The organism is Bradyrhizobium sp. 195 (assembly GCF_023101665.1).
Classification (GTDB): domain Bacteria; phylum Pseudomonadota; class Alphaproteobacteria; order Rhizobiales; family Xanthobacteraceae; genus Bradyrhizobium.
Window position 1 is genome coordinate 7,118,969 of the sequence record NZ_CP082161.1, and the last position, 25,324, is coordinate 7,144,292.

Here is a 25,324-nt window from a genome sequence, read left to right on the forward strand (position 1 = left end):
CCCCGTTGCGCAGATTCCGCAAATCACATCACTTGATCCGCGACAGGCCCGCGCTGATCCAAGGGGATCGCAAGAGCGACACCAAGGGATCGCAGCAGCGCTTCCGAGGAGATCGCTAGCGACGTTGAGGGAGTTCGCCGGGCCAGCCGCGTGCGTATCAAAGACAACAAGAAGGCAAGAGGTCGAGACGGCATGTCCCTGCTCGAAGGCACTATCGATTCCAAAAGCCATCCGCTCGCGGTGGTCGAGGATATCGCTGCCAGCAACAACTGGCCGTTCGAACGCTCCGGCGAAGACGAACTCACGATTGTCTCGAAGGGACAATGGACCGACTACCAGCTCTCCTTCACCTGGATGGGCGAGATCGAGGCGCTGCATCTGGCCTGCGCCTTCGACATGAAGATTCCGCCCGCGCGACGCGGCGAGGTGCAGCGGCTCGTCGCCGCCGTGAACGAGCAATTGTGGGTCGGCCATTTCGACCTGTGGACCAACACCGGCATGGTCATGCACCGTCAGGCGCTGGTGCTGCCGGGCGGACTGACCGCGTCGACCGCGCAATGCGAAGCCATGCTCGCCGGCGCCATCCACGCCTGCGAGCGCTACTTCCCGGCTTTCCAGTTCGTGGTGTGGGCGGGCAAGACCACGACCGAGGCGATGGACGCGGCGATGTTCGACACGGTGGGAGAGGCGTAGAGGCCCGTCCCCCATCCCACTGTCGTCCCGGACAAGCGAAGCGCCGATCCGGGACCCATACCGCGTGATTCATCTTTGGGCACGCGGCTTGTTGCCAACACCGCCATCCACTAGAACCGCCTGTGGTTATGGATCCCCGCTTTCGCGGGGACGACACTCAGTGTGTGGCACCAGCGATGGCAAACAACCTCCTCCAGAACATCACCGGCACCATCCTCCTCGCCGGCGCCGGCAAGATGGGCGGCGCGATGCTGTCCGGGTGGCTTTCGGGCGGGCTCGACCCGCGCCGCGTCGCCGTGATCGATCCGCATCTCTCGCCGGAGATCACCGCGCTTGCCGCCAAGGGCGTTGCGCTCAATCCGGACATGAAGACCGTCGGCCCGGTCGAGACCCTGATCGTCGCGGTGAAGCCGCAGATGTTCCGCGAGGCCGGCGCCAAATTGAAGGCGCTCGTCTCCGACAAGACCTCGGTGGTTTCGATCATGGCGGGAACCACGATCGCATCGCTTGAAGAGGTCTGCGGCGGCGCCGTGGTGCGCGCGATGCCGAACACGCCGGCCGCGATCGGCCGCGGCATCACCGTTGCGGTCGCGGCAAAGACCGTCAGCGCTGCGCAGCGCGCTGTGGCCGATGCGCTGCTGCGCGCCACCGGCTCGGTCGAATGGGTCGAGGACGAAGGCCTGATGGACGCGGTGACTGCCGTGTCCGGCTCGGGCCCGGCCTATGTGTTCCTGCTCGCCGAAGAGCTCGCGCGCGCCGGCATAGAGGCTGGACTGCCCGAAGCGCTGGCGACGAAGCTCGCGCGCGAAACCGTCGCCGGCTCCGGCGAGCTGCTGCACCAGTCGGAGCTGCCGGCGAGCACGCTGCGCCAGAACGTCACCTCGCCCGGCGGCACCACGGCTGCAGCGCTCGGCGTGCTGATGGGCGAGCCGGGCCTGCGCGAGTTGATGATCCGCGCGATCGCGGCGGCGACGCAGCGGTCAAAAGAATTGGCGAAGTAAGACGGTGCAGTAGGGTGGGCAAAGGAGCGTAAGCGACGTGCCCACCGTCTCTCAATAATTGCAGATGGTGGGCACGGCGCTTCGCGCCTTTGCCCACCCTACGAAGTCGAGCCAGCCCCCAGCCGCTTGTTGAACATCTCGACATTGACGAGCCCGCGCGCGTGGCGGCCTTCGCCGAGCTTGCGTGCGCCCTCGAACGCCTCGACCTCGAAGCGGATGACACGGCGCTCGACCGCCACGACCTTCGCCGTGGTCCGCACCGTCGCGCCGACGAGGGCGGCTGCGAGATGGCGGATATCGACCTCGGTGCCGACGGTGACCCAGCCCAGCTGAAGCGCGGCGCGAATCGCATCGCCCGAGGTCATCTCCATTTCCAGGATCATCATCGGCGTCGCGTAGACAAAAGGCATGCCGGACACGAAATGCCCGACCGTGCGCTCCACTGGGACCACCAGCGTGCGCTCGGCGCTCATGCCGATCGTGATGAAGTCGCGTGCGTCCATGATACGTCAAACTCCGCTGTCGTCCCGGACAAGCGAGCGTAGCGAGCGCTGATCCGGGACCCATAACCACAGGACGTCGTGGTTACGGGGACTCGGAATTATCGCTTCGCCAGATCACCACTTCCTGTGGTTATGGGTCCTGGCTTTCGCCAGGACGACGACCGTGATTGCCGAACCAGCGGAAACTACTTCTTCGCAGCCGCGCGTTCCACGAATGTCTTGCCGCCCTTCATCTTGTGGCGGAGCGGGGCTTCGTTGATCTGGATGACGACGGCATCGGCATCGACGCCGAGATTCTTCACCAGTGCCTGGGTGATGTCGCGCATCATGCCGGCCTTCTGCTCGTCGGTGCGGCCTTCGGCCATGCTGACAGTGATCTCAGGCATTTTTCTCTCCCTTGGGGCCGAATACCGGCCATTGACGGCCGCCATCAAACAAGACGTGGCTGCCCGGGACAAGCCCGGGCGTGACGGCGCCAGCGAATAGCTAGCCCCACTTTACGTCATGGCGCGCCAGCACCTCGCGCACCTTGGCGACGAGATCGGCTTCGCTGCACGAGAACTGCGCCGGCCGGCTCTCGCGCCATTCCTGGTTGGAGGCGATCGCAGCGGCCGCCTTGGCGCCTTCGATCAGATCCTTGATCTGTAGCTCGCCACGCGCCTTTTCATCCGAGCCCTGGATGATCACGCAGGGGCTGTTGCGGCGGTCGGCGTATTTGAGCTGGTTACCCATGTTCTTGGGATTGCCGAGATAAAGCTCGGCGCGGACGCCGGAGGTGCGCAAGCTTGCCACCATCTTCTGATAGTCGGCGACGCGGTCGCGGTCGAACACGGTGACGACGACGGGGCCGAATTCGGGCCGCGTGTCGAGCTTGCCGAGCAGCGTCAGCGCGGCCTGCAAGCGCGACACGCCGATCGAGAATCCGGTTGCCGGCACCGGCTCGCTGCGGAAGCGCGAGACGAGACCATCGTAGCGACCACCGCCGCCGACCGAGCCGAAGCGCACCGGGCGGCCCTTCTCATCCTTGGTCTCGAGCAGGAGTTCGACCTCGTAGACGGGGCCGGTGTAATATTCGAGGCCGCGCACGACGGACGGATCGATCTTGATGCGGTCCGCACCGTAGCCCGACGCCGTCACAAGTTTTGCAATCTCTTCCAGCTCGCTCACGCCAGCCTGACCGATTTCGCTCTTGGAGAGGTAAGTCTCTGCCGCGGCAATCGCCTCTTTCCAATCCTCGCGCGGTTTGGTGATGGCGAGAACGACATCAGCCTCCTCTGCGCTCAGATTGGCGCCCTTCGTGAAGTCGCCCTTGCCTTCTTCGCCGCCGTCCCATCGTCCCGGGCCGAGCAATTTGCGCACTTCATCAGCGGAAAACTTGTCGAGCTTGTCGATCGCGCGCAGCACCGTCAGGCGACGCGCGGCGTTTTCGTCACCGCCGAGCCCGATGGCTTCCAGAACACCGTCGAGCACCTTGCGGTTGTTGACCTTCACGACATAGGAGCCGCGAGCGATGCCGAGCGCCTCCATCGTGTCCGCGGCCATCATGCAGATCTCGGCGTCTGCCGCCGGCGTCGCCGAGCCGACCGTGTCAGCATCGAACTGCATGAACTGGCGGAAGCGGCCGGGCCCCGGCTTTTCGTTGCGGAAGACATAGCCGACGCGGTAGCTGCGATAAGGCAGGACCAGGGCGTCCGTGCCGTAGCGCTCGCCGACATAGCGGGCGAGTGGCGCGGTCAAATCGTAGCGCAGCGAAATCCACTGCTCGTCATCGTCCTGGAACGAGAACACGCCCTCGTTCGGACGGTCCTGGTCGGGCAGGAACTTGCCGAGCGCATCGGTGTATTCCATCGCCGGCGTCTCCACCGGCTCGAAGCCGTAGAGCTCGTAGACGGCGCGGATCTTCTCGACCATCTCGCGCGTCGCCCGGATCGCTGAGGGGTCGCGATCCTCGAGCCCACGCGGCAGGCGCGCCTTCAGTTTCTGCGGTTTTTTGGGTTTCTCGGCCATGCGCGGCGTTTACCAGCCGGGGCGCGAGGCGGCAACTGCCCTACGGCTGCTCCATCCGCGCCCGGAGCGCGTCAGCGTCGGCTTTCGGCATGGATTTGAGCAGCGGCTTGATGGTTTCGCCGCCGACGATCTTGCCGTTGCGCATGAACATCCAGTCCGAGATGTCGGCCTCGGCGAACTTGACCTCCTCGCCTGCCCGCTTGCCCGGCAGGTCACGCGGCTCGTTCGCGAACCGCCCGGAATAGCTGCCGTTGGGCAGCTTCTTGATTTCGGCGATCCAGATGTGCTCCCCGCCCTTGCGGGTGGAAAAGTGCGCTTTGAGGGAATGCCCGGTCTCCGACGGCTTCGGCGCGTCATAGGAGGCCCAGAAGGTCGGAAGCGTGCCGCGGGCCCGCACGATCGCCGCATTCATCTCGGGATCGCCGGTGCGCACGTCGACGATCGGCGAGCGGTCTTGCGCGACCACTTCGTGCGTGGGCCCGATGGCCAGGATGCCGAAGACGGAGACGCCGGCGATTGCGACGAAAACGACCCATTTTATGGGCTGGGAGAGCTTTACTGCCATGATCGCGATGTCCTGCTGTCCAGATGTGTGTCCAGATTTTGTCGCATGTCGGCAAGGGCACGTTCAGTGCGCAAAAAACCACAAACGATGCACGTTTCCCCTCTCTTTCCGAAAGAGGGGAAACGTTATGTCCGCCGATCAAAACACCTTGCGGATCCAGTTGTGCGGATCGTTGGTGCGGCCGTACTGGATGTCGACGAGCTGCTTGCGCAGGCCCATGGCGACGGGACCGGCGGCGCCGCCGCTGATCTCGAAATCTCCGCTCACCGAGCGCACCTTGCCGATCGGCGAGATGACGGCAGCCGTGCCGCAGGCAAACGCTTCCTTGAGCTTGCCGGAGGCCGCATCCTTGCGCCACTGGTCGAGCGAGTACGGCTCCTCGCGCACCGTCTTGCCGGCATCCTTGGCCAGCGCGATGATGGAATCGCGGGTGATGCCGGGCAGGATGGTGCCGAGCGGCGGCGTCGAGAGCGAGCCGTCGTCGAACACGAAGAAGACGTTCATGCCGCCTAGCTCCTCGACGTAGCGGCGCTCGACCGCATCGAGGAACACGACCTGATCGCAGCCGTGCTGGATCGCTTCAGCCTGGGCGCGCAGGCTCGCAGCATAATTGCCGCCGCACTTCACCGCGCCGGTGCCGCCGATTGCTGCGCGCGTGTAATTCTCGGACACCCAGATCGAGACCGGCGCAGGGCCGCCCTTGAAGTACGAACCGACCGGCGATGCGATCACCGCGAAAATGTATTCGGACGACGGCTTGACGCCGAGAAAGGTCTCGCTGGCGATCATGAACGGGCGCAGGTAAAGGCTGCCTTCGCCGCCCGGCATCCAGGCGCGGTCGATGCGCACGACCTGCTCGACCGCCTCGATGAAGACGTCCTCGGGCAGTTGCGCCATCGCCATGCGATCCGCCGAATCCTTGAAGCGCCGCGCGTTCGCATCGGGGCGGAACAGGTTCACGCCACCGTCGTCGCGCTTGTAGGCCTTGAGGCCCTCAAAAATTTCCTGGGCGTAGTGCAGCACCGCACCGGCCGGATCGAGCTGGAAATTGGCGCGGGCCTCGATCCGCGCTTCATACCAGCCGCCCTTGGCCTGGTTGTAGCGGACGATCGCCATGTGATCGGTGAAGACCCGTCCGAAGCCGGGGTCCATCAGCTTGGCGACGCGGTCCTTCTCAGGAGTCGGATTGGATGCGGGCTGGATGTCGAATGTCATGCTCATGTCCTTGGCTCCCGCTGCCGGTATCGGCGCTGTTCTGGCGCCGGCCCGCCCTGTTTCGGGCCGGCTGGCTTCATTGGATGTCTGGCTGAACCACCGCCAGCCTTGTTACGGCCGGTTTCCCGTGGCCAGCATGTCGCTGAGGACATGCTTTTGCGGAACGCGGAAGTCCAGTATGTTTTGCCGAAATGCCGCTCGACAATCGCACGGTAGACCTGCTCCGGCCGTCGTCGCCTGTCCGGCTCTTTCCGCCGTCCCGGCTTCGACACCACCCGCCGCGAAACGATCTAAAATTTCGTGCGGGTTGATCGTTTTGTAACATTGAACCCAAGATACGTCAATATGCCTGACATAAATTTCGCAACATCCTCTCACGACGCCGCCGAGTCCAAGCCGGCCGCAGACGATGGAGGCAATTTGCGCTGGGATATCATCGAGCTATTGTTCTTCGCCTATCGCGACTTCGTCGGCGATCCCGACCAGGAGCTGGAGGCTTTCGGCTTCGGCCGGGCTCATCACCGGGTCATGCACTTCGTCTACCGCTATCCCGGCCTCAAGGTCGCCGATCTGCTCGACGTCCTGCGCATCACCAAGCAGTCGCTCGGCCGCGTGCTCAAACAGCTGCTGGACGAAGACTACATCGTGCAGAAGACCGGCGACAATGACCGCCGCCAGCGCCTACTCTACGCGACGCCGAAGGGCGAGGCGCTGGTGCAGAAGCTCGCCGGGCTGCAGACCACGCGGATCACCAAGGCGCTCGCCGAGATGACCCCGCAGGATGCCGAGACGGTCAAGCGCTTCCTCCGCGCGATGATTGATCGGGACGATCCGGACAAGGTGCTCGAGACGATCTTCGCTTCCGTCAACAACGCCAAGGAGTGACCGTGCCGCTCGCTGCCACTCTCGCCCGCCCGCCGGCGCGCCCGGCCGATGACGCGCCGCATCTGCTGCTCGTCGACGACGACCGCCGCATCCGTGATCTGCTCTCCCGCTTCCTCGCCGCCGAGGGTTACCGCGTCACCACCGCCGCAAGCGCCGGCGATGCACGATCGAAATTGCTGGGCCTGCATTTCGACCTGCTGATCCTCGACGTGATGATGCCCGGCGAGACAGGCTTCGATCTCGCCCGCTTCATCCGGACATCCTCCTCGGTGCCGATCGTGATGCTGACGGCGCGCCATGAAGCCGAGGCCCGCATCGAGGGCCTGCAAATCGGCGCCGATGACTACGTGGCGAAACCGTTCGAGCCGCGCGAGCTGGCGCTGCGCATCAACAACATCCTCAAGCGCGCCGCCCCGCCGCCGCAGGCCGCGACCGTGGAGAAGATCGCTTTCGGTCCCTACATCTACCATCTCGATCGCGGGGAGCTGCGTCAGGGCGAGGAGGTCATCCACCTCACCGACCGCGAGCGCGAGATGCTGCGCATTCTTTCGGAGACGCCGGGCGAGACCGTGCCGCGCAGCGCGCTGACCGGCAATGGCAGCGTCAATGAACGCGCCGTCGACGTGCAGATCAACCGCCTCCGGCGCAAGATCGAGACCGACCCCGCCAATCCGCTATTCCTTCAGGCGGTGCGCGGCATCGGCTACCGGCTGGTGGCCTCGCCATAACACAGTGAAGCGCGACCGATGAGCACGATCGATACCGGCCTGACGCTGCTCCGAAGCGCCGCCGGCCGCGTCTCCGCCGTCAATGGCTGGATGGGCAATGCGTTCAAGGGCTGGATGCCGACCGGCCTCTACGCTCGCGCGCTCCTCATCATGATCGTGCCGATGGTGGTGCTGCAATCGGTCGTCGCCTTCGTGTTCATGGAGCGGCACTGGAACACGGTGACGCGCAGATTGTCCGCCGCGGTGGTGCAGGACATCGCCACGCTGATCGACGTCTACAAGGGTTATCCGCAGGACCGGGACCGCGACCAGCTCCGCCGCATCGCCCAGCAGCGCCTCGGCCTCGTCGTCGATTTCCTTCCCGCCGGCGACATGCCGCCGCCGGGACCGAAGCCGTTCTTCTCGCTGCTCGACCAGACGCTGTCGGTGCAACTCGGCCGCCAGATCGGGCGGTCGTTCTGGATCGACACGGTCGGCCGCTCCAATCTGGTCGAGATCCGCATCCAGCTCGACGATGCCGTGATGCGCGTGTTCGCGCAGCGCAGCGCCGCCTATGCCTCCAACTCGGAGATTTTCCTGTTCTGGATGGTCGGCACCTCGTCGATCCTGCTGATCGTCGCGGTGCTGTTCCTGCGCAACCAGATCAAGCCGATCCTGCGGCTTGCGGATGCCGCCGAAAGTTTCGGCAAGGGCCGCGAGGCGCCGAACTTCAGGCCGCGCGGCGCGCGCGAGGTCCGACGCGCCTCGGTCGCCTTCCTCGAGATGAAGTCGCGCATCGAGCGCACGATGGAGCAGCGCACCGCGATGCTCGCCGGCGTCAGCCACGATCTGCGCACCATCCTGACCCGCTTCAAGCTCGAGCTGGCGCTGATCGGCGACAGCCCCGAACTCGAGGGGATGCGCAAGGACGTCGACGAGATGTCGATGATGCTCGAGGACTACCTCGCGTTTGCGCGCGGCGATTCCGGTGAGCAGTCGCAGCCGACCGACATGGCGCAGGCGCTCGAGGAGCTTCGCGGCGACGCCGAACGCCACGGTCATACCGCGACCGTTGCCTTCCACGGCCTGCCCGTCGTGACAGTGAAGCCGGCCTCGTTCAAGCGCTGCCTCGCAAACCTCGTCACCAACGCGGCACGCTACGGCAAGAGCATCGCCATCACCGGCCAGCGCGATCACCGTTATTTGACCGTCACGGTCGACGATGACGGGCCGGGCATTCCCGCGCATTTGCGCGAAGAAGTGTTCAAGCCGTTCCTGCGGCTGGACAACGCCCGCAACCAGGATGAAGGCGGCACGGGCCTTGGCCTCGCCATCGCCCGCGACATCGCCCGGTCGCACGGCGGCGACATCACCCTCGGCGACAGTCCGATGGGGGGACTAAGGGCGAGCGTGAGGATTCCGGTGTAGCTGACGACGTTGCCCGGATGAAGCGCAGCGCAATCCGGGCTTCTTTCTTCGCAACGGATGCAAAGCCCCGGAATGCGCTACGCTCCATCCGGGCTGCGGACTACGATCTCGCCTATTTCGGGAGGAGCGCCTTCAGCTTGTCCATGTCGCGCACGTTCATCTTGAAGCCGCCGGGCATCACGATATCGCCGGGCTTCTGGTCCGGCTTGCAGGCCCCGAGCCATTTGGCTTGCAGCGTCATGGTGCTATCGCGGCCGGCCGCGCCTGCGACGCCGCCTTGCGCGTGCGAGGAGGACTTCACCGTGTAGGCCGAGTTGAAATCGCCAGATATCTCGGCGTGCGACGTCGTGTTGACGCCGGCGACGTTGCACTCGGAATCGCTGACATAGCCGGTCGCGGTCTTCTTGATCTCCTGCTTGGCGCAAATCTGCTTGGCCATCGGGGAGACGTTGTTGCTCATCTCCTTGTCGACGGTCTCGTCGGTGCAGTGCTGCATGGTCATCTCGGGCACCGGCGAGCCTGATGTGACCAGCTTCATTTCCCAAAGGCCGGCCTTGCGCACCGGCAAATCGTCGGCGCTGGCGCTGGCTGCCGACACGACGAGACAAGCGGCCGAACCGAGCAAAGCGAGTTTGCGCGTCATGGCGGAGGCTCCCGGCTGAGAGATTGCGGCGTTACGACAACGCTTCAGTACAGCGTGCGGATCGGCTGGTCGGCGGCGCCATAAGGCACCCAGCGGCAGGAGAACGAGATGTAGCCGCCCTCATAGGCCTGCACCGCCAGGAATTTGACCACCTTGCCGTAGCGCGCGCAGTGATCGACCGCGGCCTGTCGCGCATCGACCTGGGTGGCCATGGAATAGGCGATGATGCCGCCGGTGTCGTTGCCCTTGAAAGGCGGCACCGGAAGAATGTCGGCGCGCGCCGACTGGCTCGCCATCATACCCAGGGCAAGAAGGCCCGCGGCCGCTATGATTCGCATTCCCGTCACTCCAATTGGTTGGTGCCAGTTTACGGTGCCGGGATCGCCGTGAAAAGAACTGAAGCCCCGTCGGCGGTGAGGTTATGGTCAACTCCTGGCGGAGTGTTGCCGCGCTGCACTTGACCTCCCCCGCCCTTCGCGGCACCGTTCGGCCTTCGCAAGACTTTAGCTGTCCGGATTACCCATGCGCGCCCCCTCCCTGAAATCGCTCCGCTTTGCCGCCCTGCTCGGCCTCATGTTCGGGGCGCTCTCGCTCGGTGAGGCCAGGGCTGCCAATCCGCTCGAGTTGAATTTCTGGCTGAGCGGACCGCGCTATGACGGCGCCGTCGCGGAGTGCGACAGGGCGCTGCCGACGATCGCCACCCAGTTCTGGGAAAAGGAAAGCTCGTTCTGGAATTCCTCGCTGAAAATCACCGGCTTCTCCGCCGTTCGCGAGACCGCGTTCCGGCCCTGGCAGTCCGACAACATCCCGCGCCGCTATTGTACCGGCGAGGCCATGCTCAATGACGGCAAGGTGCGCAAGGTGCATTTCTCGATCATCGAGGATGGTGGCTTCGCCGGCTACGGCAACGGCGTCGAATGGTGCGTGGTCGGGCTCGACCGCAACTGGGCCTATAATCCGGCCTGCCGCGCCGCCAAGCCTTAGTGCGAAGAGCCCTGATTCGGGCCTATCAGGAGGGCGGCCGGCTGCCGCCGCCTGAATTTTGTTCTTGAAATGTTCTTATCGCCTGCTAGGCTTCCGTGCACAGTCTAGTTGAGGGGCGTTGCCATGTTTCATTCCAGATTGCATTCGTTCTCCCGCCTGGTGATCTCGCTGGCCCTTTCCCTGATCCTTGCCGCGGGCCTGGCCTCGTTCGCCAGTGACGCAAAGGCCCAGGACAAGCGGCAGAACGCGCCTGGCGAGTTCGACTTCTATGTGTTGTCGCTGTCGTGGTCGCCCTCGTTCTGCGAGGAGGCCGCGGAGCGCGGCGGCCGCTCCCAGATCCAGTGCGGCGGACGGCCCTACGCCTTCGTGGTGCATGGGCTGTGGCCGCAATATGAGAATGGCTTTCCGGAATATTGCCAGCGTCCCGCGCCGCGACTGAACCGCAACATCGTCTCCTCGATGCTCGATTTGATGCCGGCGCCGGGCCTGATCTTCAACGAATGGGATAAGCACGGCACCTGCTCCGGCCTCGAAGGCCGCAGCTATTTCGAGACGATCCGCAAAGCGCGCGCAGCGATCAAGATTCCGGCTGAATATCTCGATCTGTCGCAGGCCAGGACCGTGGCGCCGGCGGAGGTGGAGGAGGCCTTCATCAAGGCGAATCCAGGGCTGAGCAATACCGCCGTCTCGGTCACCTGCAACCGCACCCGGCTCTCCGAGGTCCGCATCTGCCTCAGCAAGGACTTGCAATTCCGCGCCTGCGACGAGATCGAACGCCGCGCCTGCCGCCGCGATCAGGTCACCATGCCGCCGATCAGGGGCGGGTAGTTTCGCGAAACTGGCCGCCGCATCATCATGGCCGGGTATAGCCGTCCAAAGGACGGCGTCGCTTCCGCTCGCCTATGTCCCCGGCCATCCACGTTTCACAACGCATCACGAAGGACGTGGATGCCCGGGACAAGCCCGCGCATGACGAGTAGAAGATGCTGCGCATTTTCTCCCGTGAGCCGCAGATCTTCGCCATGAATTACCGTCACGCCTTTCACGCCGGCAGCTTCACCGATGTCATCAAGCACATCGTGCTGGCGCGCATCATCACCTATCTGCAGGACAAGCCGGGGGCGTTCCGCGTCATCGACACCCATGCCGGGGCCGGCCTCTATGACCTCGAGAGCGACGAGGCGCGCCGGAGCGGCGAATGGCTGACCGGCATCGCGCGGCTGATGCAGGCCCGCCTGTCGAATGAGAGCGCGGCGCTGGCCAAGCCCTATCTCGACATCGTCCGCGCTTTCAATCCGAAGGGTGAGCTCAAGGCCTATCCGGGCTCCCCGTTGATCGCGCGCGGCCTGCTGAGGCCTCAGGACCGCCTCGTCGCCTGCGAGCTCGAGCCGAAGGCGCGAAAAGCGCTGATCGGCGTGCTGCGCCGCGACGAACAGGCCCGCGTGGTCGACCTCGACGGCTGGGTGGCGTTGCCGGCCTTCGTGCCGCCAAAGGAGCGGCGCGGCGTCGTGCTGATTGATCCACCCTTCGAAGCAAAGGACGAGTTCGAGCGGCTGGGTGAAGCCTTCTCGACGGCCTTCGCGAAATGGCCGACCGGCATCTATGTCATTTGGTATCCGGCCAAGAACCGGCGTGCCACCGACATGCTGGCCGAAACGGTGGCGCGGCTCGCAGCTGCAGCAAAACCACCGGGAAAGTGTCTGCGCCTCGAGTTCAGCGTCGCGCCCCAGCTCGATGGCGGGGCTCTCGCCTCGACCGGGCTCCTGATCGTCAATCCGCCCTACACGCTGCAGGGCGAGCTCAAGACGATCCTGCCCGAGCTGGAAATGCCGCTCGGCCAGGGCGGCGCTGCCAGATTCCGATTGGAGGTACCGAGGCCGTAACACTCCGGCATTCTTGGGAAAAATATGCAGGAGCGGTAGTCAATCTGCTGAGAACCGTATTATGCTGTTTCTGTGACTGGCTTTACGTTCCGCTTCCGCGAATGGTTGCGGCGGAGTGAAGGCCTAAGAAAGATCCGGCCGGACCGTTGAGGTCCGCCCAAGGATGGCCAGCTCTCCCGGGCTCCGTAAGCCCGGTCATGTCGTGACGTGAGTCTGCGTCGCGGCGGAGGAGCAATGAGGGGGAGTTTCCCGATGGCCATGACGGGAACGGTTAAGTTTTTCAACGGCGAACGCGGCTACGGTTTTATCAAGCCTGACGACGGCGGCCGCGACGTCTTCGTGCACATTACTGCTGTGGAGCGGGCCGGACTGAAGGACCTTGCGGAAGGACAGCGTATTACTTTCGAAGTCGAACCGGACAAGAAGGGGAAGGGGCCGAAGGCGGTCAATCTGGTCATCCTCTCCTAGCGGGCCTGACGAGCAACATTCGGCGCAACATTTCGCGCAAAAAATCCCGGCCGCGAGCGGCCAGGAGTTGTTGTCCGGTACTTTCTTCTTCAGCTATCAGAAGCGATAGTTCACGCCAGCGCGCACAACGCTGGCGCTATAGCCGTTTGACACGCCCGTAATTGCGAACTGACTGGTCGACAGGTCGATGTAGAGATATTCGAGCTTGGCGCTCCAGTTCGGCGCCAGGCCGACTTCCGCGCCGGCACCGATGGTCCAGCCGGCGGTGGTGTGCGATTCCGTCCAGCCGAAGGTCTGCGCGCGCAGCTCGCCGAAGGCGAGGCCGGCGGTGCCGTAGAACAGCACGTTGTTGAAGGCGTAGCCGGCGCGGCCGCGCAGGGTACCGAACCACGGATTGGAGAATTTCCACGGCGCGAAGGTGTCGTCGGCGCCGGCGGCCTGGATGTCGCCCTCGACGCCGAACACAAACGGGCCGTTCTGGAAGTTGTAGCCGGCCTGCACGCCGCCGACGAAGCCGGACGGCTTTGAGGGATTGTTGTCGACCGAGCCCCATTCGTAGCCGATATTGCCGCCGAGATAGGGACCTGCCCAGCTATACGCATTCAGCGGCTGGTTGACCGTATAGGGCGCACGCTGCCCGTAACTGAGATCGGCGGCCTCTGCCGAAGCTGTCCAGGCGGCTGCAACCAACGCGGCTGCGCCCACAACGAGCCCCTTCATCACAAACTCCAACGCAACTGTTGCAACCGGTGCGAAGCCTGACGCCGCCGCGCGAGGCAAACCGCATGGTTACGGAACCACCACTTTTTCGCGTAAGATTTATCGAGAGTTTTAAGTTAAAGGCCTGTTAAGCCGGGTTACCGCGCTGTTAACAGGCTTAAGCGAGTGTTACCGGGAACTCTCGTCGCTGCCTGTGCGCGCCGCACGTCCGGAACTTCAAATCGGCACCTCCAGCGCCTAAATTCGCTCCATGGTTCACGATTCCCCCGACAATCCGGACGACCGCGCGCGCAAATTGCCGCCGGCTGCCGCGAGCGACACGCCGCCCGACCTCGATCCCGCCACCAGCGGCGGCGATGAGGAGGACGACGCGCGGCTGCCTGATATCCTTGAAGAGAGCGGCGCGGTCGGCGAAGGGCCGCTGGCGAGCGGTCACGAGGCGATCGAACGCGCGGTCCGCCTCGCCCCCACCTCGCCCGGCGTCTATCGCATGCTCAATGCGAATGCCGACGTGCTCTATGTCGGCAAAGCCAAGAACGTCAAAAAGCGCCTGTCCAACTATGCGCGCCAGAATGCGCCGCAGCCGGCGCGCATCCTGCGCATGATCGCCGCCACGGTGACCGTCGAAATCGTCTCGACCAATACCGAGACCGAAGCACTGCTGCTGGAAGCCAACCTCATCAAGCAGCTTCGGCCGCGCTTCAACGTGCAGCTGCGCGACGACAAATCGTTTCCCTATATCCTGATCACCGGCGACCATTGGGCGCCGCAGATCCTGAAACATCGCGGCGCGCAGAGCCGGCCCGGACGCTATTTCGGTCCGTTCGCCTCCGCGGGTGCGGTCAACCGCACCATCACGGCCTTGCAGCGCGCGTTCCTGATCCGCTCCTGCACCGATTCCTTCTTCGAGAGCCGCACCCGGCCTTGCCTGCTCTACCAGATCCGCCGCTGCGCCGGCCCCTGCACCCGCGAGATCGACTTCCCCGGCTATACGACGCTGGTGCGCGAGGCGAGCGACTTCCTGTCAGGCAAAAGCCATGCGGTGAAGCAGGAGCTTGCCGGCGAGATGGAGAAGGCGGCGGGTGAGCTCGAGTTCGAGCGCGCTGCGCTCTACCGCGACCGCCTCGCCGCGCTGTCGGCGATCCAGTCGCAGCAGGGCATCAACCCGCGCACGGTCGAGGAAGCCGACGTGTTCGCCATCCACCAGGAGGGCGGGTTCTCCTGCGTCGAGGTGTTCTTCTTTCGCACCGGCCAGAACTGGGGCAACCGCGCCTATTTTCCGCGCGCGGAAAAGACGTTCACCCCGGAAGAGGTGCTCGGTTCCTTCCTCGCCCAGTTCTACGACGACAAGCCGCCGCCGAGGAACATCCTGCTCTCGCACGAGATCGAGGAGAGCGAGCTGCTCGCCAATGCGCTCTCGATCAAGGCCGGCCACAAGGTCGAGGTCACCGCGCCCAAGCGCGGCGAGAAGAAGGAGCTGGTTGCCCACGCGCTGACCAATGCGCGCGAGGCGCTCGGCCGCAAGCTCGCCGATACCGCCACGCAAAGCCGCCTGCTCGACGCCATAGCCACAACGCTGAGCCTGCCGCATTCGCCCAAGCGCATCGAAGTCTACGACAACAGCCACATCCAGGGCACCAATGCGGTCGGCGCCATGATCGTCGCCGGACCTGATGGTTTCGTGAAGAACCAGTACCGCAAGTTCAACATCAAGTCGGAAGGGATCACGCCCGGCGACGACTTCGCCATGATGCGCGAGGTGCTCGAGCGGCGCTTCAAACGCCTGATCAATCCGCCCGAGGAGAGCACGGTCAAGGCGAAGGACGACGATTTCCCGCAATGGCCCGATCTCGTCATCATCGACGGCGGCCGCGGCCAGCTCAACGCCGTCCGCGAGATCTTCGCAAATCTCGGCCTGACCCAGGTGTCGCTGATGTCGGTCGCCAAGGGGCCGGACCGGGATGCCGGCCGCGAGACCCTGTTCATGCCGGAACGCGAGGCCATCAAGCTGGAGCCGCGCGATCCCGTGCTCTATTTCATCCAGCGTTTGCGCGACGAGGCCCACCGCTTCGTCATCGGCTCGCACCGCAAGCTGCGCAAGAAGGACATCCGCGAGGCCGGTTTGCAGGAGATTCCGGGCATTGGCCCGTCACGCAAACGTGCCTTGCTACATCATTTCGGGACCCTGAAGGAGATCGAACGCGCCTCGATCGCCGATCTCGGCAAGGTTCCGGGGGTGAGCGCCGAGAGCGCCCGCAGGATTTTCGAGTATTTCCATCCCCAGCCGGGATGAACTAAAGGCCCAAAGGGAGCTAGGGTCATATGATCGTCGCATCCCGCACCCCATCTGTGGAGCGGAACGGTTGACCTTCAGGCCGCAGCGGTATTGGTAGGACGGATGAACATCGCCACGACACGAGGGACGACCAGCCGCGCGATGTCCCTCCCGAACATCCTGACCTATGGCCGGATCGCCGCGATCCCGGTCGTGGTGGGGTGTATCTATGCGCAGTCGATTCTGGATCAGCCGCTGTGGCTGCGCTGGGTGGCGGTGGCCATCTTCATCGGCGCCGCGGTCACCGACTACCTCGACGGCTATTATGCACGGATCTGGAATCAGCAATCGGCGTTCGGCCGGATGCTCGATCCGATCGCCGACAAGCTGCTGGTCGCCTCGTGCCTGCTGATGCTGGCCGCCGACGGCATCATTCATGGCTGGTCGCTATGGGCCGCCATCGTGATCCTGTGCCGCGAGATCCTGGTCTCGGGCCTGCGCGAATACCTTGCCGCGCTCCGCGTCAGCGTGCCCGTGACAAAGCTTGCCAAGTGGAAGACTACGGTCCAGCTCGTTGCGATCGGCTTTCTGCTCGCGGGACCTGCCGGCGACGAGGTGGTGCCCGTCGTCTCGATGATCGGACTGGCGCTGCTGTGGGCCTCGGCGATCGTGACCATTTATACCGGCTACGACTATTTCCGCGCCGGCATCCATCACCTCATCAAGGAGGACGAGGGATGAAGGTGAAGTATTTCGCCTGGGTGCGCGAGCGCGTCGGCAAGGCCGAAGAGACCATCGAGCCGCCTGCGACCGTCCGCACGGTCGAGGAGCTGATCGCCTGGCTGTCCGGCCAGAGCGAGGCCTATGCCTACGCGTTCGAGAAGCCGAAGGTGATCCGCGCCGCGATCGACCGCGCCCATGTCAAATCGGATGCCGCGATCGCCGGCGCTCGCGAAATCGCGTTCTTCCCGCCGATGACCGGCGGCTAGACCATGGCCTCCCCTGTCCCCTGCCCCGTCACCATCCGTATCCAGGAGGACGATTTCGATATCGCCCGCGAAATCGCGCTCCTGACCCAGAGCCGCACCGACATCGGGGCCGTCGTGAGCTTCTCCGGCATCTGCCGAGCCGACGAGGACAGCGCGAACATCGCCGCGCTGACGCTGGAACATTACCCTGATATGGCCGAGGAAGAGATCAGGCGTCATGTCGACGAGGCGATCTCGCGCTGGCCGTTGAACGGTGTCACGGTCATCCACCGCGTTGGCCGCTTCATGCCGGGCGAGAACATCGTGCTGGTGCTGACCGCATCGCAGCATCGCCAGGCCGCCTTCCTCGCGGCCGAGTTCCTGATGGATTACCTCAAGACCAGCGCGCCGTTCTGGAAGAAGGAAGAAAGTGAAGCCGGCACCGGCTGGGTCGAGGCCCAGGCCCGCGACGACGAAGCCGCCGCACGTTGGACCCGATCCTGATGGCAAAAGCATCCAAAAAGACCGTGCGCGGCCGCGCCGCGCCAAAACCTGCCAAGGTCGGTCCGGGCGAGCTTCTCACGCTGGCCGATTTTGTCCGCTATGGGGTGAGCCGCTTCGTCGAAGCCGAGCTCGCCTTTGCCCATGGCACGACCGATCCGGTTGCCGAAGCAGCCTTCCTGGTCAGCGAGGCGCTGCATCTCAATCCCGAACAGTTCGAGATGTTCGCCAACGCGCGCGTCACGGCCGCGGAGGGCAAGACCGTCCTCGATCTCATCCATCGGCGCGTCACCACGCGCAAACCGGCCGCCTATCTCGTCAACAAGATCTACATGCGCGGCCTGCCCTTCTATGTCGACGAGCGTGTCATCGTTCCGCGCTCCTTCATCGGCGAGCTGCTGGAGTCGCATTTCGGTGGCGAAGAAGGCGCCGGCGCGCTGATCGACGATCCCACGGGCGTCGAGCGTGTGCTTGATCTCTGCACGGGGTCGGGATGCCTTGCCATTCTCGCCGCGCATCATTTTCCGAACGCCGCCGTCGATGCCGTCGACATCTCCAAGGGCGCGTTCGAGGTCGCCACGCGAAATGTCGGGGAATACGGGCTCGAGGACCGGATCAGCCTGTATCGCGGTGACCTGTTCGCCCCGCTCGGCGACAACAGATACGACCTGATCATCACCAACCCGCCTTACGTCGATGCCGAGGGCATGGCGGCGCTGCCGCCGGAATGCCGGGCCGAGCCGAAGCTCGCTTTCGATGGTGGACGCGACGGTCTCGACGTGGTGCGCCGGATCCTGCGCGAGGCGCCCGATCACCTCACGCCGGATGGCGGGCTGATCTGCGAGATCGGCCGCGGCCGCGAACTGGTCGACGAGGCCTTTCCGGAACTGCCGCTGCTCTGGCTCGACACCGAGGATTCCGAGGGCGAGGTGTTCTGGATCGCGGCCGTCGACCTCGGCTGATTCCTCACGACGGATCGAGCTCCGTCGGAACAACTCAAATATCGCCACGTTCATCCCCCGACGATTGTTCTTGCTCTCGGAGGATGTCCCCATGCTCGCGCCATCGGGCGAATTGCTGCGCGCCGGCATGGCGCTGAAGCTCAACCATCTCAAGCGCGCCGCGCAATCGTATTTGCGGGACCGCACCAGCCAGGCCACCGGACGCGCGACGTCCTACGCGGTCGCGGCTGGTCTGTTCGCAGTGGCCGGGCTGTTCGTGATCGCGACCTTCTTCGTCGGCCTGGTTGCCCTCTACCGCTGGGTTGCAATCAGCTACGGACAATTCTGGGGCTTTGGCGCCGTCGCCGCCGTGCTGCTGGTGCTGGCCGCGGTCTGCGCGGGCATCGCCATGGCCATGATGAAGCGGCCGACCAAGGCGATCGTACCGCTTGCGAGCCGCATGCGCGTTGCGATCGCCACCCCGCGGATCCCGCGCGGAACGGTCAAGCAGGCGGTGAAGGAGGTCGCGACGACGATCCCGCTCGTGCCGCTCGCGCCGGGTGAGCACGGCCATGGCAGAAGGGCCCGGCCCGTTCGCACCAACCGGCCCGTGCAGCTTGGCCTGATGCTCGCCGCGATTGGACTGGCGGGCTTCACGGCGGCGCGCCGCAGGCGTCACGCTCAAAGATTGGACGCTTGAATGCTGGTGCGGCGCTCAGAACAGATCGACTCCTGGCTGCTGGTGGCGGCAACGGCCGTCTTCGTTCTGACTGCGGAGCGCTACTTTCAGGACTCCGGCTTGGTCCCGTCGGGACCTCCCCCAGACCACCGCAAAGGCGAGGCGAATTCACCGGAAACGCACCCGGCGGGCGCAGCCGTGGAGCCCGGCCGCGGCCGTCATGCGAAGAGCCCGTTCACGATCCCCTGGGCGGGCTGGAAGGATATTTTCTGGCGCACCTATCAGCGCATCGACGAGGATCGGCTGCTGGCGACCGCAGGCGGCGTCGTGTTCTTTGGGCTGCTCGCGGTTTTCCCCGCCGTCACGGCGGTGGTCTCCTCCTACGGACTGTTCGCGGATCCCGCGACGATCAGCGCCAATCTGCAGACGCTTGCGACCATGCTGCCCGAGGGCTCGTTCCAGATCGTCGAGGACCAGGTCGCGCGCGTGGTGTCGCATGGCAACACGACGCTCGGGGCCACCTTCCTGCTCGGCCTTCTGCTTGCGATCTGGAGCGCCAATGCAGGCGTCAAGGCGATCTTCGATGCCCTCAACGTTGCCTATGAGGAGCGCGAGAAGCGCAGCTTCATCAAGCTCAACATGGTGTCGCTGGCCTTCACGATCGGCGGCATCGTGGCGTTGCTGCTGATGGTGGGCGCCGTCGTCGCCTTCCCGCTCGCGCTCAATCATGTCGGCATGGCGCCCGAAAGCAAGCTGATCGTGGCGCTGGCGCGATGGCCGCTGCTGTTCCTCATCCTGCTCGTGGCGCTGGCGATCCTGTACCGCTTCGCCCCCAGTCGCGACGCGCCGCGCTGGCAATGGCTGAGCCTCGGCGCGGTGGCCGCCGCCATCCTCTGGATCGCCGGCTCGGCGCTCCTGTCCTGGTATCTCTCGGAATTTGCCAACTACAACGCGACCTACGGCTCGCTTGGCGCGGCGATCGGCCTGATGATGTGGATGTGGGTGTCGGCGATCGTCATCATGTTCGGCGCCGAGCTGAATTCGGAGATCGAGCGGCAGACCCTGCGTGATACCACCACCGGACAACCGAAGCCGCTCGGCACCCGCCAAGCCGTCTCGGCCGACACGGTGGGCGCGGCCGCGCCGGCCTGATGGACGATCAGGCCGGAGTTCATCCGGCCTGAACGGGTGGCATCTCAGCGTTTGGTAATCACGGCTTGCAGATATTCGCTGTGCACGACGATCGTGCCGTCGTTGGCATGGTTGAACTCTCCCAGCAGCGCCAGCAGATCGCGCTTCAACGCCGCCTGGCCGCCCTCGTCGAGCGCGGCAAACGCCTTCAGGGTCGGACCGTAGAAGGTCCTGAAGATTTCAAGCCAGTGACCCGGCGAACGGTAGCGAAACACGAACATGCGCGGCTCGGCGACAATCTCGGCTGCCTGGTCTGCGAACATCTCCTCGAGCCGTGCCGCGGTGCCCCACAAAGCCGGTGACTTCGCCCCGGCCGGCGGCGGCAGATGCTTGCCGATGGTCTTGAACAGCTGACCGATGAAACCCTGCGGCGTCCAGTTGGCGAGGCCAATCTTGCCGCCGGACCGGCAGACCCGCGCGAGCTCGGACGCCGCCTTGTCCTGATCCGGCGTGAACATCACGCCGAAAGTCGAGAGCACGACATCGTAGCTGGCGTCGGCGAACGGCAGCGCTTCGGCATCCGCCTCGCGGAACTCGACCGGAAGATGTTCGGCCGCTGCGCGCTCGCGCCCACGCTCGAGCAATGCCGGCACGTAGTCGGTAGATGTGACGTCACACCAGCGCCGTGCCGCGGCCAGCGTCGCGTTGCCGTTGCCGGCCGCGACGTCCAGCACCTTGCTGCCGGCGCGTATGTCAACTGCCTCACAGAGCTGCTCGCCGACAATCTGTAAGGTGGTTCCGACCACCGCGTAGTCGCCCGACGACCAGGCGCCGTGCTGACGCTGTTTGAGGGCGGTGAGGTCGGGCTGGGCTACGGCTGGCTTGAGCGCGGCGGCGGTCGACATGGGCAATCTCCTGCGGTTGAAAACGCCGGGACGATAAAGCGCATGCGGCCCGCTGGCCTTGAGACCAGCGTTATTTTACGCTGAGAGCACCTTGATTTCCGACGGGAGAGCCGAGGCGAAGCGTGACTTTTCAGTTTGAGGATTTCTTGCTTGATCCCGAGCGCCGCGAATTGCGCCAGGCGGACACCCTCGTCGCGCTCGAGCCCCAGGTGTTCGATCTCCTGACCTACCTCGTCCGCAACCGCGAACGCGTGGTGACGCGGGACAACCTGCTCGATGCGGTCTGGAACGGCCGTGTCGTCTCGGAATCGACGCTGACCAGCCGGATCAACGCAGCGCGCCGCGCTGTCAAGGACAACGGCGACGAACAGCGGCTGATCCGGACCATCGCGCGCAAGGGCGTACGGTTCGTCGGCGTGGTGACAGAGCCGGCCGGCACGGCGGCTCCCCCAAAGGCGAGCAAACCATCGGCTGAATTAGCGCTGCCCGATCGTCCCGCGATCGCAGTGCTGCCCTTCACCAACATGAGCGGAGAGGCCGAGCAGGACTATTTCTCCGACGGCATTAGCGAAGACATCATCACCGCGCTGTCGAAGCTGCGATGGTTCTTCGTGATCGCACGCAACTCCTCCTTCATCTATAAGGGCCGTCCGGTTCATTTGCGGCAGATCGCGGAAGAACTCGGCGTACGCTACGTCGTCGAGGGCAGCGTCCGCAAGGATGGCGAGCGCGTCCGTATTACGGCGCAGCTCAACGACGTCGCCACGGGCAGTCATCTCTGGGCTGAACGTTACGACCGCGAGCTCGCCGATGTCTTCGCCGTCCAAGACGAGATTACCGAGGCGATCGTTGCCGCAATCGAGCCGCAGCTCTATGCTGCCGAGAGCTTTCGCGCCCAGCGCAAGCCGCCTGATAGCATGGACGCCTGGGACCTCGTAATGCGTGCGCTGTCTCATTACTGGCGCGTGACACGGCAGGATCATGTCGTGGCGCAGGCCCTGCTCGAAAAGGCCATCGCGCTCGATCCGACCTACGGCAAGGCGCTAGGGCTACTCGGCACCAGCTACATGTTCACAGCGCATATGGGCTGGATGGAGATGGCGACCGCTATCCCATTGGCCGAGCGCGCCGCGCATGCCGCGATCCGCGCCGACGACGGCGACGCCTGGGCTCACAATGCGCTCGGCCACGTCGACCTGTTCGCGCGCCGGTTCGATGACTCGCTGGCCGGATTTGAAACTGCGCTGCGGCTCAATCCGAATTTCGCGCTGGCACAAGGCTATTATGGCTTGGCACTGGGCTATTGCGGCCGCTGGCGTGACGCCGATGAGGCCGCCCGGCGGGCGATCCGCCTCAGCCCGCGCGATCCCTATGCGCCGGTCTATTACGGCATCGCCGCCTACGCCCGCTTCCTCGGTGCCGACTACGCCGAAGCGATCCGGCTGGCGCAGGAGTCGCTGCGCCAGCGCAGCGACTTCGTCGGCGGACACCGGGTGCTGACGGCTGCCGCCGGCATGGGCGGACAAACCGAGATTGCCCGCACCGCACTGCAGGAACTTCGCCGCGCCCAGCCGAACGTCAGTCTGGCCTGGATCGCCAAGTTCATGCCGATTAGACTTGCGGCCGACCGCGACCGCTACCTCGAAGGCTTTCGTCGCGCTGGGCTGACTTGACGGCCGACCAGGCCCGCTATCCCCTCGAATCAACAATGATGTTAAGGTCATTCGGCTTGGGGGAGCATGAGGCGTGACGGGATCGCACAGCGGCCCGTGTTTTCCCGGGTGAGGCAGTCAGCTCTTGAGGCGTAACGCGCGGCATGATTCGCATTTCGACGATTTTCATCGCCTTCTGCATGGTTCTGGTCGCGGCCTCGCTCGGCCTTGTGCTCTACGCCGTCGCCGGCATCAGCGGAACCGAATCCGCGATCGTGGCGCTGACCGCGCTGACCTTCCTGATCCTCTACAACGCGGTGTCGATGCGGCTGCGCGACCGCAGCGACGTCGGCGGCCAGATCGCCGATCTGTCGCGCGGCACTGCCGATCTCGCCCGCCAGGTGGCCGAGTTCGGTCGCCGGTTAGCTGCGATTGAGGGACGCATCGCCTCGTCCAACTCGACCAACTCCGACCGCATCCAGTCGGTGGTCGGTGAGATCAACGAGCTCGGCGGGTTGGTCAGACAGCTCGCGACCACCGTGTCGGCCCATGAGGACTTGCTGGCCGGCGGCGCGCCGACGCCGGCTCCCGCCCCGGCGGCCTGGTCCGAGCCGGAGGCGCCGATCGATCTGATTGCGCCGTTCGAAGAGCGGCCGACTGCCCCTCCCCCGCTTCCCGCAGCACCTCCGCTGGCGCAGCCGCGGCCGGCCCCGGCGCCAACGGCCCAGAGCCAGACCACCAACCCGATTCAGACCTCCGCGCGCAACCAGACTCAACTGCTGGCGACGATGCGCAACGCCATCGACGAGAACCGCATCGACATCTTCCTCCAGCCGATGGTGACGCTGCCGCAGCGCAAGGTGCGGTTCTACGAAGCGGTGACGCGCCTGCGCGATGAGCGCGACCAGCTGATCGCAGCCGAGGAGTTCATCACCATCGCGGAGGCTTCCGGGCTGATCGGGCGCATCGACAACATGGTGATGCTGCGCTGTGTGCAGGTGCTGCGGCGCCTGATGGTGCGCAACAAGGACGTCGGCGTGTTCTGCAACGTCGCGGCGTCCACGCTCGGCAATTCCACCACCTTCGCACAATGCCTCGACTTCCTCGAAGCCAACCGGGCGCTGGCGCCCTCGCTGGTGCTGGAGTTCAAGCAATCGACATTCCGCAATCTCGGCCCGGCCGAGACCGAGAATCTCGCAGCGCTCGCCCAGCGCGGCTTCCGTTTCTCGATCGACCATGTCACGGATCTCAGGATCGAACCGCGCGAGCTGGCCGACCGCGGGGTGCGCTTCATCAAGGTGCCGGCCACGCTGCTGCTCGACCCCAGGCAGGCCTCGGCCGCGGATATCCACCCCTCCGACCTCTCCGACCTGCTCGGCCGCTTCGGCATCGATCTGATCGCCGAAAGGATCGAAGGCGAGCGCGCGGTCGTTGACCTGCTCGACTATGACGTGCGGTTCGGCCAGGGCTTCCTGTTCGCGCCGCCCCGGCCATTGCGGCCGGAGGGGGCATCTGCTACCGGCGGGGCCGCGCCGAACCAGGCGCAGGACATTCAGGGATCCAATGGCTCCGCTCCCCCCAGCCAAGGCACGACATCTGGCCCGACTTCAGCCGCAGTTCCGGCACAACGCATCACCGGCAACGCGGCGCTCGCGCGCCGCATCTGACCGGCCGCGCACATCATGACCACGCTGCATTTCGCCGAAAGCCTGCGCGAGCTCGTGGGCGGCGTCGATGTCGTGCTCAGCGACATCTGGGGCGTCGTCCACAATGGCCTCGAATCCTTCCCCGAAGCCTGCGAGGCGTTGCACACCTATCGCAGCGGCGGCGGTACGGTGATCCTGATCACCAACGCACCGCGGCCGGCCGACTCGGTGCAGCGGCAATTGCGCAAGCTCGGCGTGGCCGACGAGACCTATGACGCGATCGTGTCTTCGGGCGACCTGACGCGGCTCTATGTCGCCGATCATCCCGGCCGCAAGATGTTCTGGCTCGGCCCCGAGCGCGACAACTCGATCTATCGCGGCCTCGATGCCGTGACCGCGCCGCTGGAGGAAGCCGATTACATCGTCTGCACCGGCCTTTATGACGACGAGACCGAGACCGCGGAAGACTATCGCGGCATGATGCTGAAGGCGCGCGAGCGCAAGCTGACGCTGGTCTGCGCCAACCCCGACATCGTGGTGGAACGTGGCGACCGGCTGATTTATTGCGCCGGCGCCATTGCGGAGCTCTATCGCGAGCTCGGCGGCGAAGTGATCTTCTACGGCAAGCCGCATCGCCCGATCTATGAGCGCGCGATGGCGCTGGCCGGTGAACGCCAGGGTCATCCGATCGACCGGAAAAAGGTGCTGGCGATCGGCGATTCCGTCCGCACCGACTTAACCGGCGCGCGCGAATTCGGCATCGATTGCCTGTTCGTGACCCGCGGCATCCATGCCGAGGAGTTCGAGGGCCTCGACCAGCTCGACCCGACATCGGTGATGGAATTGTTCGGCCACCCTCCGAAGGCGCTGATGCGCGAATTGAAGTGGTGACGGCCTCACTTCGAAACGAAGCCGATATAGACC

28 protein-coding genes are annotated in these 25,324 nt (G+C 64.9%); 19 read left to right on the top strand and 9 right to left on the bottom strand.

All coding sequences use genetic code 11. The annotated features are described in order from the left end of the window. The first annotated feature begins 192 nt into the window (after positions 1–192). Both IVB26_RS33185 and proC read left to right on the top strand, forming a co-directional pair. Entirely contained in the window at positions 193–693 is a 501-nt protein-coding gene (locus IVB26_RS33185; protein WP_061846638.1) for a type III secretion system chaperone family protein, read from the top strand. A gap of 176 nt (positions 694–869) precedes the next feature. Next, a complete protein-coding gene (proC, locus tag IVB26_RS33190) occupies positions 870–1,694 on the top strand; it encodes a pyrroline-5-carboxylate reductase (protein WP_247969194.1) in 825 nt (274 codons plus the stop codon). A gap of 98 nt (positions 1,695–1,792) precedes the next feature. Here proC and IVB26_RS33195 read toward each other — a convergent pair whose 3' ends face one another. The 5 genes from IVB26_RS33195 to IVB26_RS33215 all read right to left on the bottom strand — a co-directional run bounded on the left by IVB26_RS33195 (position 1,793) and on the right by IVB26_RS33215 (position 5,990). Continuing rightward, complete coding sequence (locus IVB26_RS33195) at positions 1,793–2,197, bottom strand: thioesterase family protein (protein WP_247969195.1); 405 nt, start codon at positions 2,195–2,197, stop codon at positions 1,793–1,795. Positions 2,198–2,382: 185 nt separating this feature from the next. Then, the gene (locus IVB26_RS33200; RefSeq protein ID WP_038971153.1) at positions 2,383–2,583 is read right to left on the bottom strand and encodes a tautomerase family protein; all 201 of its coding nucleotides are present in this window, start codon (positions 2,581–2,583) and stop codon (positions 2,383–2,385) included. 100 nt (positions 2,584–2,683) lie between these two features. After that, positions 2,684–4,204, bottom strand: a complete 1,521-nt coding sequence (gene hisS, locus IVB26_RS33205) for a histidine--tRNA ligase (protein ID WP_247969196.1) — start codon at positions 4,202–4,204, stop codon at positions 2,684–2,686. A gap of 40 nt (positions 4,205–4,244) precedes the next feature. Beyond that, the gene (locus tag IVB26_RS33210) at positions 4,245–4,769 is read right to left on the bottom strand and encodes a YegJ family protein (protein ID WP_247969197.1); all 525 of its coding nucleotides are present in this window, start codon (positions 4,767–4,769) and stop codon (positions 4,245–4,247) included. 138 nt (positions 4,770–4,907) lie between these two features. Beyond that, positions 4,908–5,990 carry a branched-chain amino acid aminotransferase gene (locus IVB26_RS33215; protein WP_247969198.1) on the bottom strand — a complete coding sequence of 361 codons (1,083 nt, stop codon included), beginning with the start codon at positions 5,988–5,990 and terminating at the stop codon, positions 4,908–4,910. 339 nt (positions 5,991–6,329) lie between these two features. Here IVB26_RS33215 and IVB26_RS33220 point away from each other — a divergent pair, with 339 nt between their 5' ends. From IVB26_RS33220 to IVB26_RS33230, 3 genes are read left to right on the top strand one after another with little or no spacing between them, the layout of a single operon-like run. Further along, a complete protein-coding gene (locus IVB26_RS33220) occupies positions 6,330–6,869 on the top strand; it encodes a MarR family winged helix-turn-helix transcriptional regulator (RefSeq protein WP_247969199.1) in 540 nt (179 codons plus the stop codon). Then, positions 6,866–7,597, top strand: a complete 732-nt coding sequence (locus tag IVB26_RS33225; protein WP_246922018.1) for a response regulator — start codon at positions 6,866–6,868, stop codon at positions 7,595–7,597. Before IVB26_RS33220 ends, IVB26_RS33225 begins: the two co-directional genes overlap by 4 nt. Positions 7,598–7,615: 18 nt before the next feature. Next, positions 7,616–9,004 (top strand): ATP-binding protein, encoded by a 1,389-nt coding sequence (locus tag IVB26_RS33230; protein WP_247969200.1) that lies wholly within the window; start codon positions 7,616–7,618, stop codon positions 9,002–9,004. A 112-nt stretch (positions 9,005–9,116) separates the two neighbouring features. On the opposite strand, the gene IVB26_RS33235 is transcribed toward IVB26_RS33230, so the two are convergent. After that, the gene (locus IVB26_RS33235; RefSeq protein WP_247969201.1) at positions 9,117–9,647 is read right to left on the bottom strand and encodes a DUF3617 domain-containing protein; all 531 of its coding nucleotides are present in this window, start codon (positions 9,645–9,647) and stop codon (positions 9,117–9,119) included. A 44-nt stretch (positions 9,648–9,691) separates the two neighbouring features. After that, positions 9,692–9,985: a hypothetical protein gene (locus IVB26_RS33240; protein ID WP_247320070.1), complete on the bottom strand. Its 294-nt coding sequence runs from the start codon at positions 9,983–9,985 to the stop codon at positions 9,692–9,694. Positions 9,986–10,169: 184 nt separating this feature from the next. On the opposite strand from IVB26_RS33240, the gene IVB26_RS33245 reads away from it, so the two are divergent. From IVB26_RS33245 to IVB26_RS33260, 4 genes are all read left to right on the top strand, one after another. After that, positions 10,170–10,631: a hypothetical protein gene (locus tag IVB26_RS33245; protein WP_247969202.1), complete on the top strand. Its 462-nt coding sequence runs from the start codon at positions 10,170–10,172 to the stop codon at positions 10,629–10,631. A 123-nt stretch (positions 10,632–10,754) separates the two neighbouring features. Next, positions 10,755–11,459, top strand: a complete 705-nt coding sequence (locus IVB26_RS33250; protein ID WP_247969203.1) for a ribonuclease T2 — start codon at positions 10,755–10,757, stop codon at positions 11,457–11,459. A gap of 194 nt (positions 11,460–11,653) precedes the next feature. Continuing rightward, complete coding sequence (locus IVB26_RS33255) at positions 11,654–12,514, top strand: 23S rRNA (adenine(2030)-N(6))-methyltransferase RlmJ (RefSeq protein ID WP_247973334.1); 861 nt, start codon at positions 11,654–11,656, stop codon at positions 12,512–12,514. A gap of 252 nt (positions 12,515–12,766) precedes the next feature. Then, positions 12,767–12,982 (top strand): cold-shock protein, encoded by a 216-nt coding sequence (locus IVB26_RS33260; RefSeq protein ID WP_008544396.1) that lies wholly within the window; start codon positions 12,767–12,769, stop codon positions 12,980–12,982. A gap of 96 nt (positions 12,983–13,078) precedes the next feature. Here the strand turns inward: IVB26_RS33260 and IVB26_RS33265 are convergent, their stop codons facing one another. Further along, positions 13,079–13,702 (bottom strand): outer membrane protein, encoded by a 624-nt coding sequence (locus IVB26_RS33265; RefSeq protein ID WP_247969204.1) that lies wholly within the window; start codon positions 13,700–13,702, stop codon positions 13,079–13,081. Between the two features lie 250 nt (positions 13,703–13,952). On the opposite strand from IVB26_RS33265, the gene uvrC reads away from it, so the two are divergent. From uvrC to IVB26_RS33300, 7 genes are all read left to right on the top strand, one after another. Beyond that, a complete protein-coding gene (gene uvrC, locus IVB26_RS33270) occupies positions 13,953–15,995 on the top strand; it encodes an excinuclease ABC subunit UvrC (RefSeq protein ID WP_247969205.1) in 2,043 nt (680 codons plus the stop codon). A gap of 105 nt (positions 15,996–16,100) precedes the next feature. Further along, positions 16,101–16,718, top strand: a complete 618-nt coding sequence (gene pgsA / locus IVB26_RS33275) for a CDP-diacylglycerol--glycerol-3-phosphate 3-phosphatidyltransferase (RefSeq protein ID WP_025033832.1) — start codon at positions 16,101–16,103, stop codon at positions 16,716–16,718. Continuing rightward, entirely contained in the window at positions 16,715–16,966 is a 252-nt protein-coding gene (gene moaD / locus IVB26_RS33280; RefSeq protein ID WP_247969206.1) for a molybdopterin converting factor subunit 1, read from the top strand. Before pgsA ends, moaD begins: the two co-directional genes overlap by 4 nt. Positions 16,967–16,969: 3 nt before the next feature. Continuing rightward, positions 16,970–17,449: a molybdenum cofactor biosynthesis protein MoaE gene (locus tag IVB26_RS33285; protein ID WP_247969207.1), complete on the top strand. Its 480-nt coding sequence runs from the start codon at positions 16,970–16,972 to the stop codon at positions 17,447–17,449. Beyond that, positions 17,449–18,408, top strand: coding sequence for a 50S ribosomal protein L3 N(5)-glutamine methyltransferase (gene prmB, locus IVB26_RS33290; RefSeq protein ID WP_247969208.1), 960 nt, complete (start codon positions 17,449–17,451; stop codon positions 18,406–18,408). Before IVB26_RS33285 ends, prmB begins: the two co-directional genes overlap by 1 nt. Positions 18,409–18,499: 91 nt before the next feature. Next, the gene (locus tag IVB26_RS33295; protein ID WP_247969209.1) at positions 18,500–19,087 is read left to right on the top strand and encodes a phage holin family protein; all 588 of its coding nucleotides are present in this window, start codon (positions 18,500–18,502) and stop codon (positions 19,085–19,087) included. Continuing rightward, positions 19,088–20,218, top strand: coding sequence for a YihY/virulence factor BrkB family protein (locus IVB26_RS33300; RefSeq protein ID WP_247969210.1), 1,131 nt, complete (start codon positions 19,088–19,090; stop codon positions 20,216–20,218). It abuts the gene before it with no gap. Between the two features lie 44 nt (positions 20,219–20,262). Here IVB26_RS33300 and IVB26_RS33305 read toward each other — a convergent pair whose 3' ends face one another. Continuing rightward, complete coding sequence (locus IVB26_RS33305; protein WP_247969211.1) at positions 20,263–21,102, bottom strand: class I SAM-dependent methyltransferase; 840 nt, start codon at positions 21,100–21,102, stop codon at positions 20,263–20,265. Between the two features lie 122 nt (positions 21,103–21,224). Between IVB26_RS33305 and IVB26_RS33310 the strand changes: the two genes are divergently transcribed. The 3 genes from IVB26_RS33310 (at position 21,225) to IVB26_RS33320 (ending at position 25,291) form a co-directional block, all read left to right on the top strand. Next, the gene (locus IVB26_RS33310; RefSeq protein ID WP_247969212.1) at positions 21,225–22,775 is read left to right on the top strand and encodes a winged helix-turn-helix domain-containing protein; all 1,551 of its coding nucleotides are present in this window, start codon (positions 21,225–21,227) and stop codon (positions 22,773–22,775) included. 143 nt (positions 22,776–22,918) lie between these two features. Continuing rightward, the gene (locus tag IVB26_RS33315) at positions 22,919–24,421 is read left to right on the top strand and encodes an EAL domain-containing protein (protein ID WP_247969213.1); all 1,503 of its coding nucleotides are present in this window, start codon (positions 22,919–22,921) and stop codon (positions 24,419–24,421) included. Between the two features lie 15 nt (positions 24,422–24,436). Then, complete coding sequence (locus IVB26_RS33320) at positions 24,437–25,291, top strand: TIGR01459 family HAD-type hydrolase (RefSeq protein WP_247969214.1); 855 nt, start codon at positions 24,437–24,439, stop codon at positions 25,289–25,291. Positions 25,292–25,324 lie beyond the last annotated feature (33 nt).

Coding starts and splice junctions, on each gene's coding strand:
- IVB26_RS33260 (WP_008544396.1), top strand. CDS start 12,767: ATGGCCATGACGGGAACGGTTAAGTTTTTCAACGGCGAACGCGGCTAC.
- IVB26_RS33315 (WP_247969213.1), top strand. CDS start 22,919: ATGATTCGCATTTCGACGATTTTCATCGCCTTCTGCATGGTTCTGGTC.
- IVB26_RS33195 (WP_247969195.1), bottom strand. CDS start 2,197: ATGGACGCACGCGACTTCATCACGATCGGCATGAGCGCCGAGCGCACG.
- IVB26_RS33185 (WP_061846638.1), top strand. CDS start 193: ATGTCCCTGCTCGAAGGCACTATCGATTCCAAAAGCCATCCGCTCGCG.
- pgsA (WP_025033832.1), top strand. CDS start 16,101: ATGAACATCGCCACGACACGAGGGACGACCAGCCGCGCGATGTCCCTC.
- IVB26_RS33265 (WP_247969204.1), bottom strand. CDS start 13,702: ATGAAGGGGCTCGTTGTGGGCGCAGCCGCGTTGGTTGCAGCCGCCTGG.
- hisS (WP_247969196.1), bottom strand. CDS start 4,204: ATGGCCGAGAAACCCAAAAAACCGCAGAAACTGAAGGCGCGCCTGCCG.
- IVB26_RS33255 (WP_247973334.1), top strand. CDS start 11,654: ATGAATTACCGTCACGCCTTTCACGCCGGCAGCTTCACCGATGTCATC.
- IVB26_RS33320 (WP_247969214.1), top strand. CDS start 24,437: ATGACCACGCTGCATTTCGCCGAAAGCCTGCGCGAGCTCGTGGGCGGC.
- moaD (WP_247969206.1), top strand. CDS start 16,715: ATGAAGGTGAAGTATTTCGCCTGGGTGCGCGAGCGCGTCGGCAAGGCC.
- IVB26_RS33285 (WP_247969207.1), top strand. CDS start 16,970: ATGGCCTCCCCTGTCCCCTGCCCCGTCACCATCCGTATCCAGGAGGAC.
- IVB26_RS33220 (WP_247969199.1), top strand. CDS start 6,330: ATGCCTGACATAAATTTCGCAACATCCTCTCACGACGCCGCCGAGTCC.
- IVB26_RS33245 (WP_247969202.1), top strand. CDS start 10,170: ATGCGCGCCCCCTCCCTGAAATCGCTCCGCTTTGCCGCCCTGCTCGGC.
- uvrC (WP_247969205.1), top strand. CDS start 13,953: ATGGTTCACGATTCCCCCGACAATCCGGACGACCGCGCGCGCAAATTG.
- IVB26_RS33215 (WP_247969198.1), bottom strand. CDS start 5,990: ATGAGCATGACATTCGACATCCAGCCCGCATCCAATCCGACTCCTGAG.
- IVB26_RS33300 (WP_247969210.1), top strand. CDS start 19,088: ATGCTGGTGCGGCGCTCAGAACAGATCGACTCCTGGCTGCTGGTGGCG.
- IVB26_RS33230 (WP_247969200.1), top strand. CDS start 7,616: ATGAGCACGATCGATACCGGCCTGACGCTGCTCCGAAGCGCCGCCGGC.
- proC (WP_247969194.1), top strand. CDS start 870: ATGGCAAACAACCTCCTCCAGAACATCACCGGCACCATCCTCCTCGCC.
- IVB26_RS33240 (WP_247320070.1), bottom strand. CDS start 9,985: ATGCGAATCATAGCGGCCGCGGGCCTTCTTGCCCTGGGTATGATGGCG.
- IVB26_RS33200 (WP_038971153.1), bottom strand. CDS start 2,583: ATGCCTGAGATCACTGTCAGCATGGCCGAAGGCCGCACCGACGAGCAG.
- IVB26_RS33250 (WP_247969203.1), top strand. CDS start 10,755: ATGTTTCATTCCAGATTGCATTCGTTCTCCCGCCTGGTGATCTCGCTG.
- prmB (WP_247969208.1), top strand. CDS start 17,449: ATGGCAAAAGCATCCAAAAAGACCGTGCGCGGCCGCGCCGCGCCAAAA.
- IVB26_RS33305 (WP_247969211.1), bottom strand. CDS start 21,102: ATGTCGACCGCCGCCGCGCTCAAGCCAGCCGTAGCCCAGCCCGACCTC.
- IVB26_RS33210 (WP_247969197.1), bottom strand. CDS start 4,769: ATGGCAGTAAAGCTCTCCCAGCCCATAAAATGGGTCGTTTTCGTCGCA.
- IVB26_RS33295 (WP_247969209.1), top strand. CDS start 18,500: ATGCTCGCGCCATCGGGCGAATTGCTGCGCGCCGGCATGGCGCTGAAG.
- IVB26_RS33235 (WP_247969201.1), bottom strand. CDS start 9,647: ATGACGCGCAAACTCGCTTTGCTCGGTTCGGCCGCTTGTCTCGTCGTG.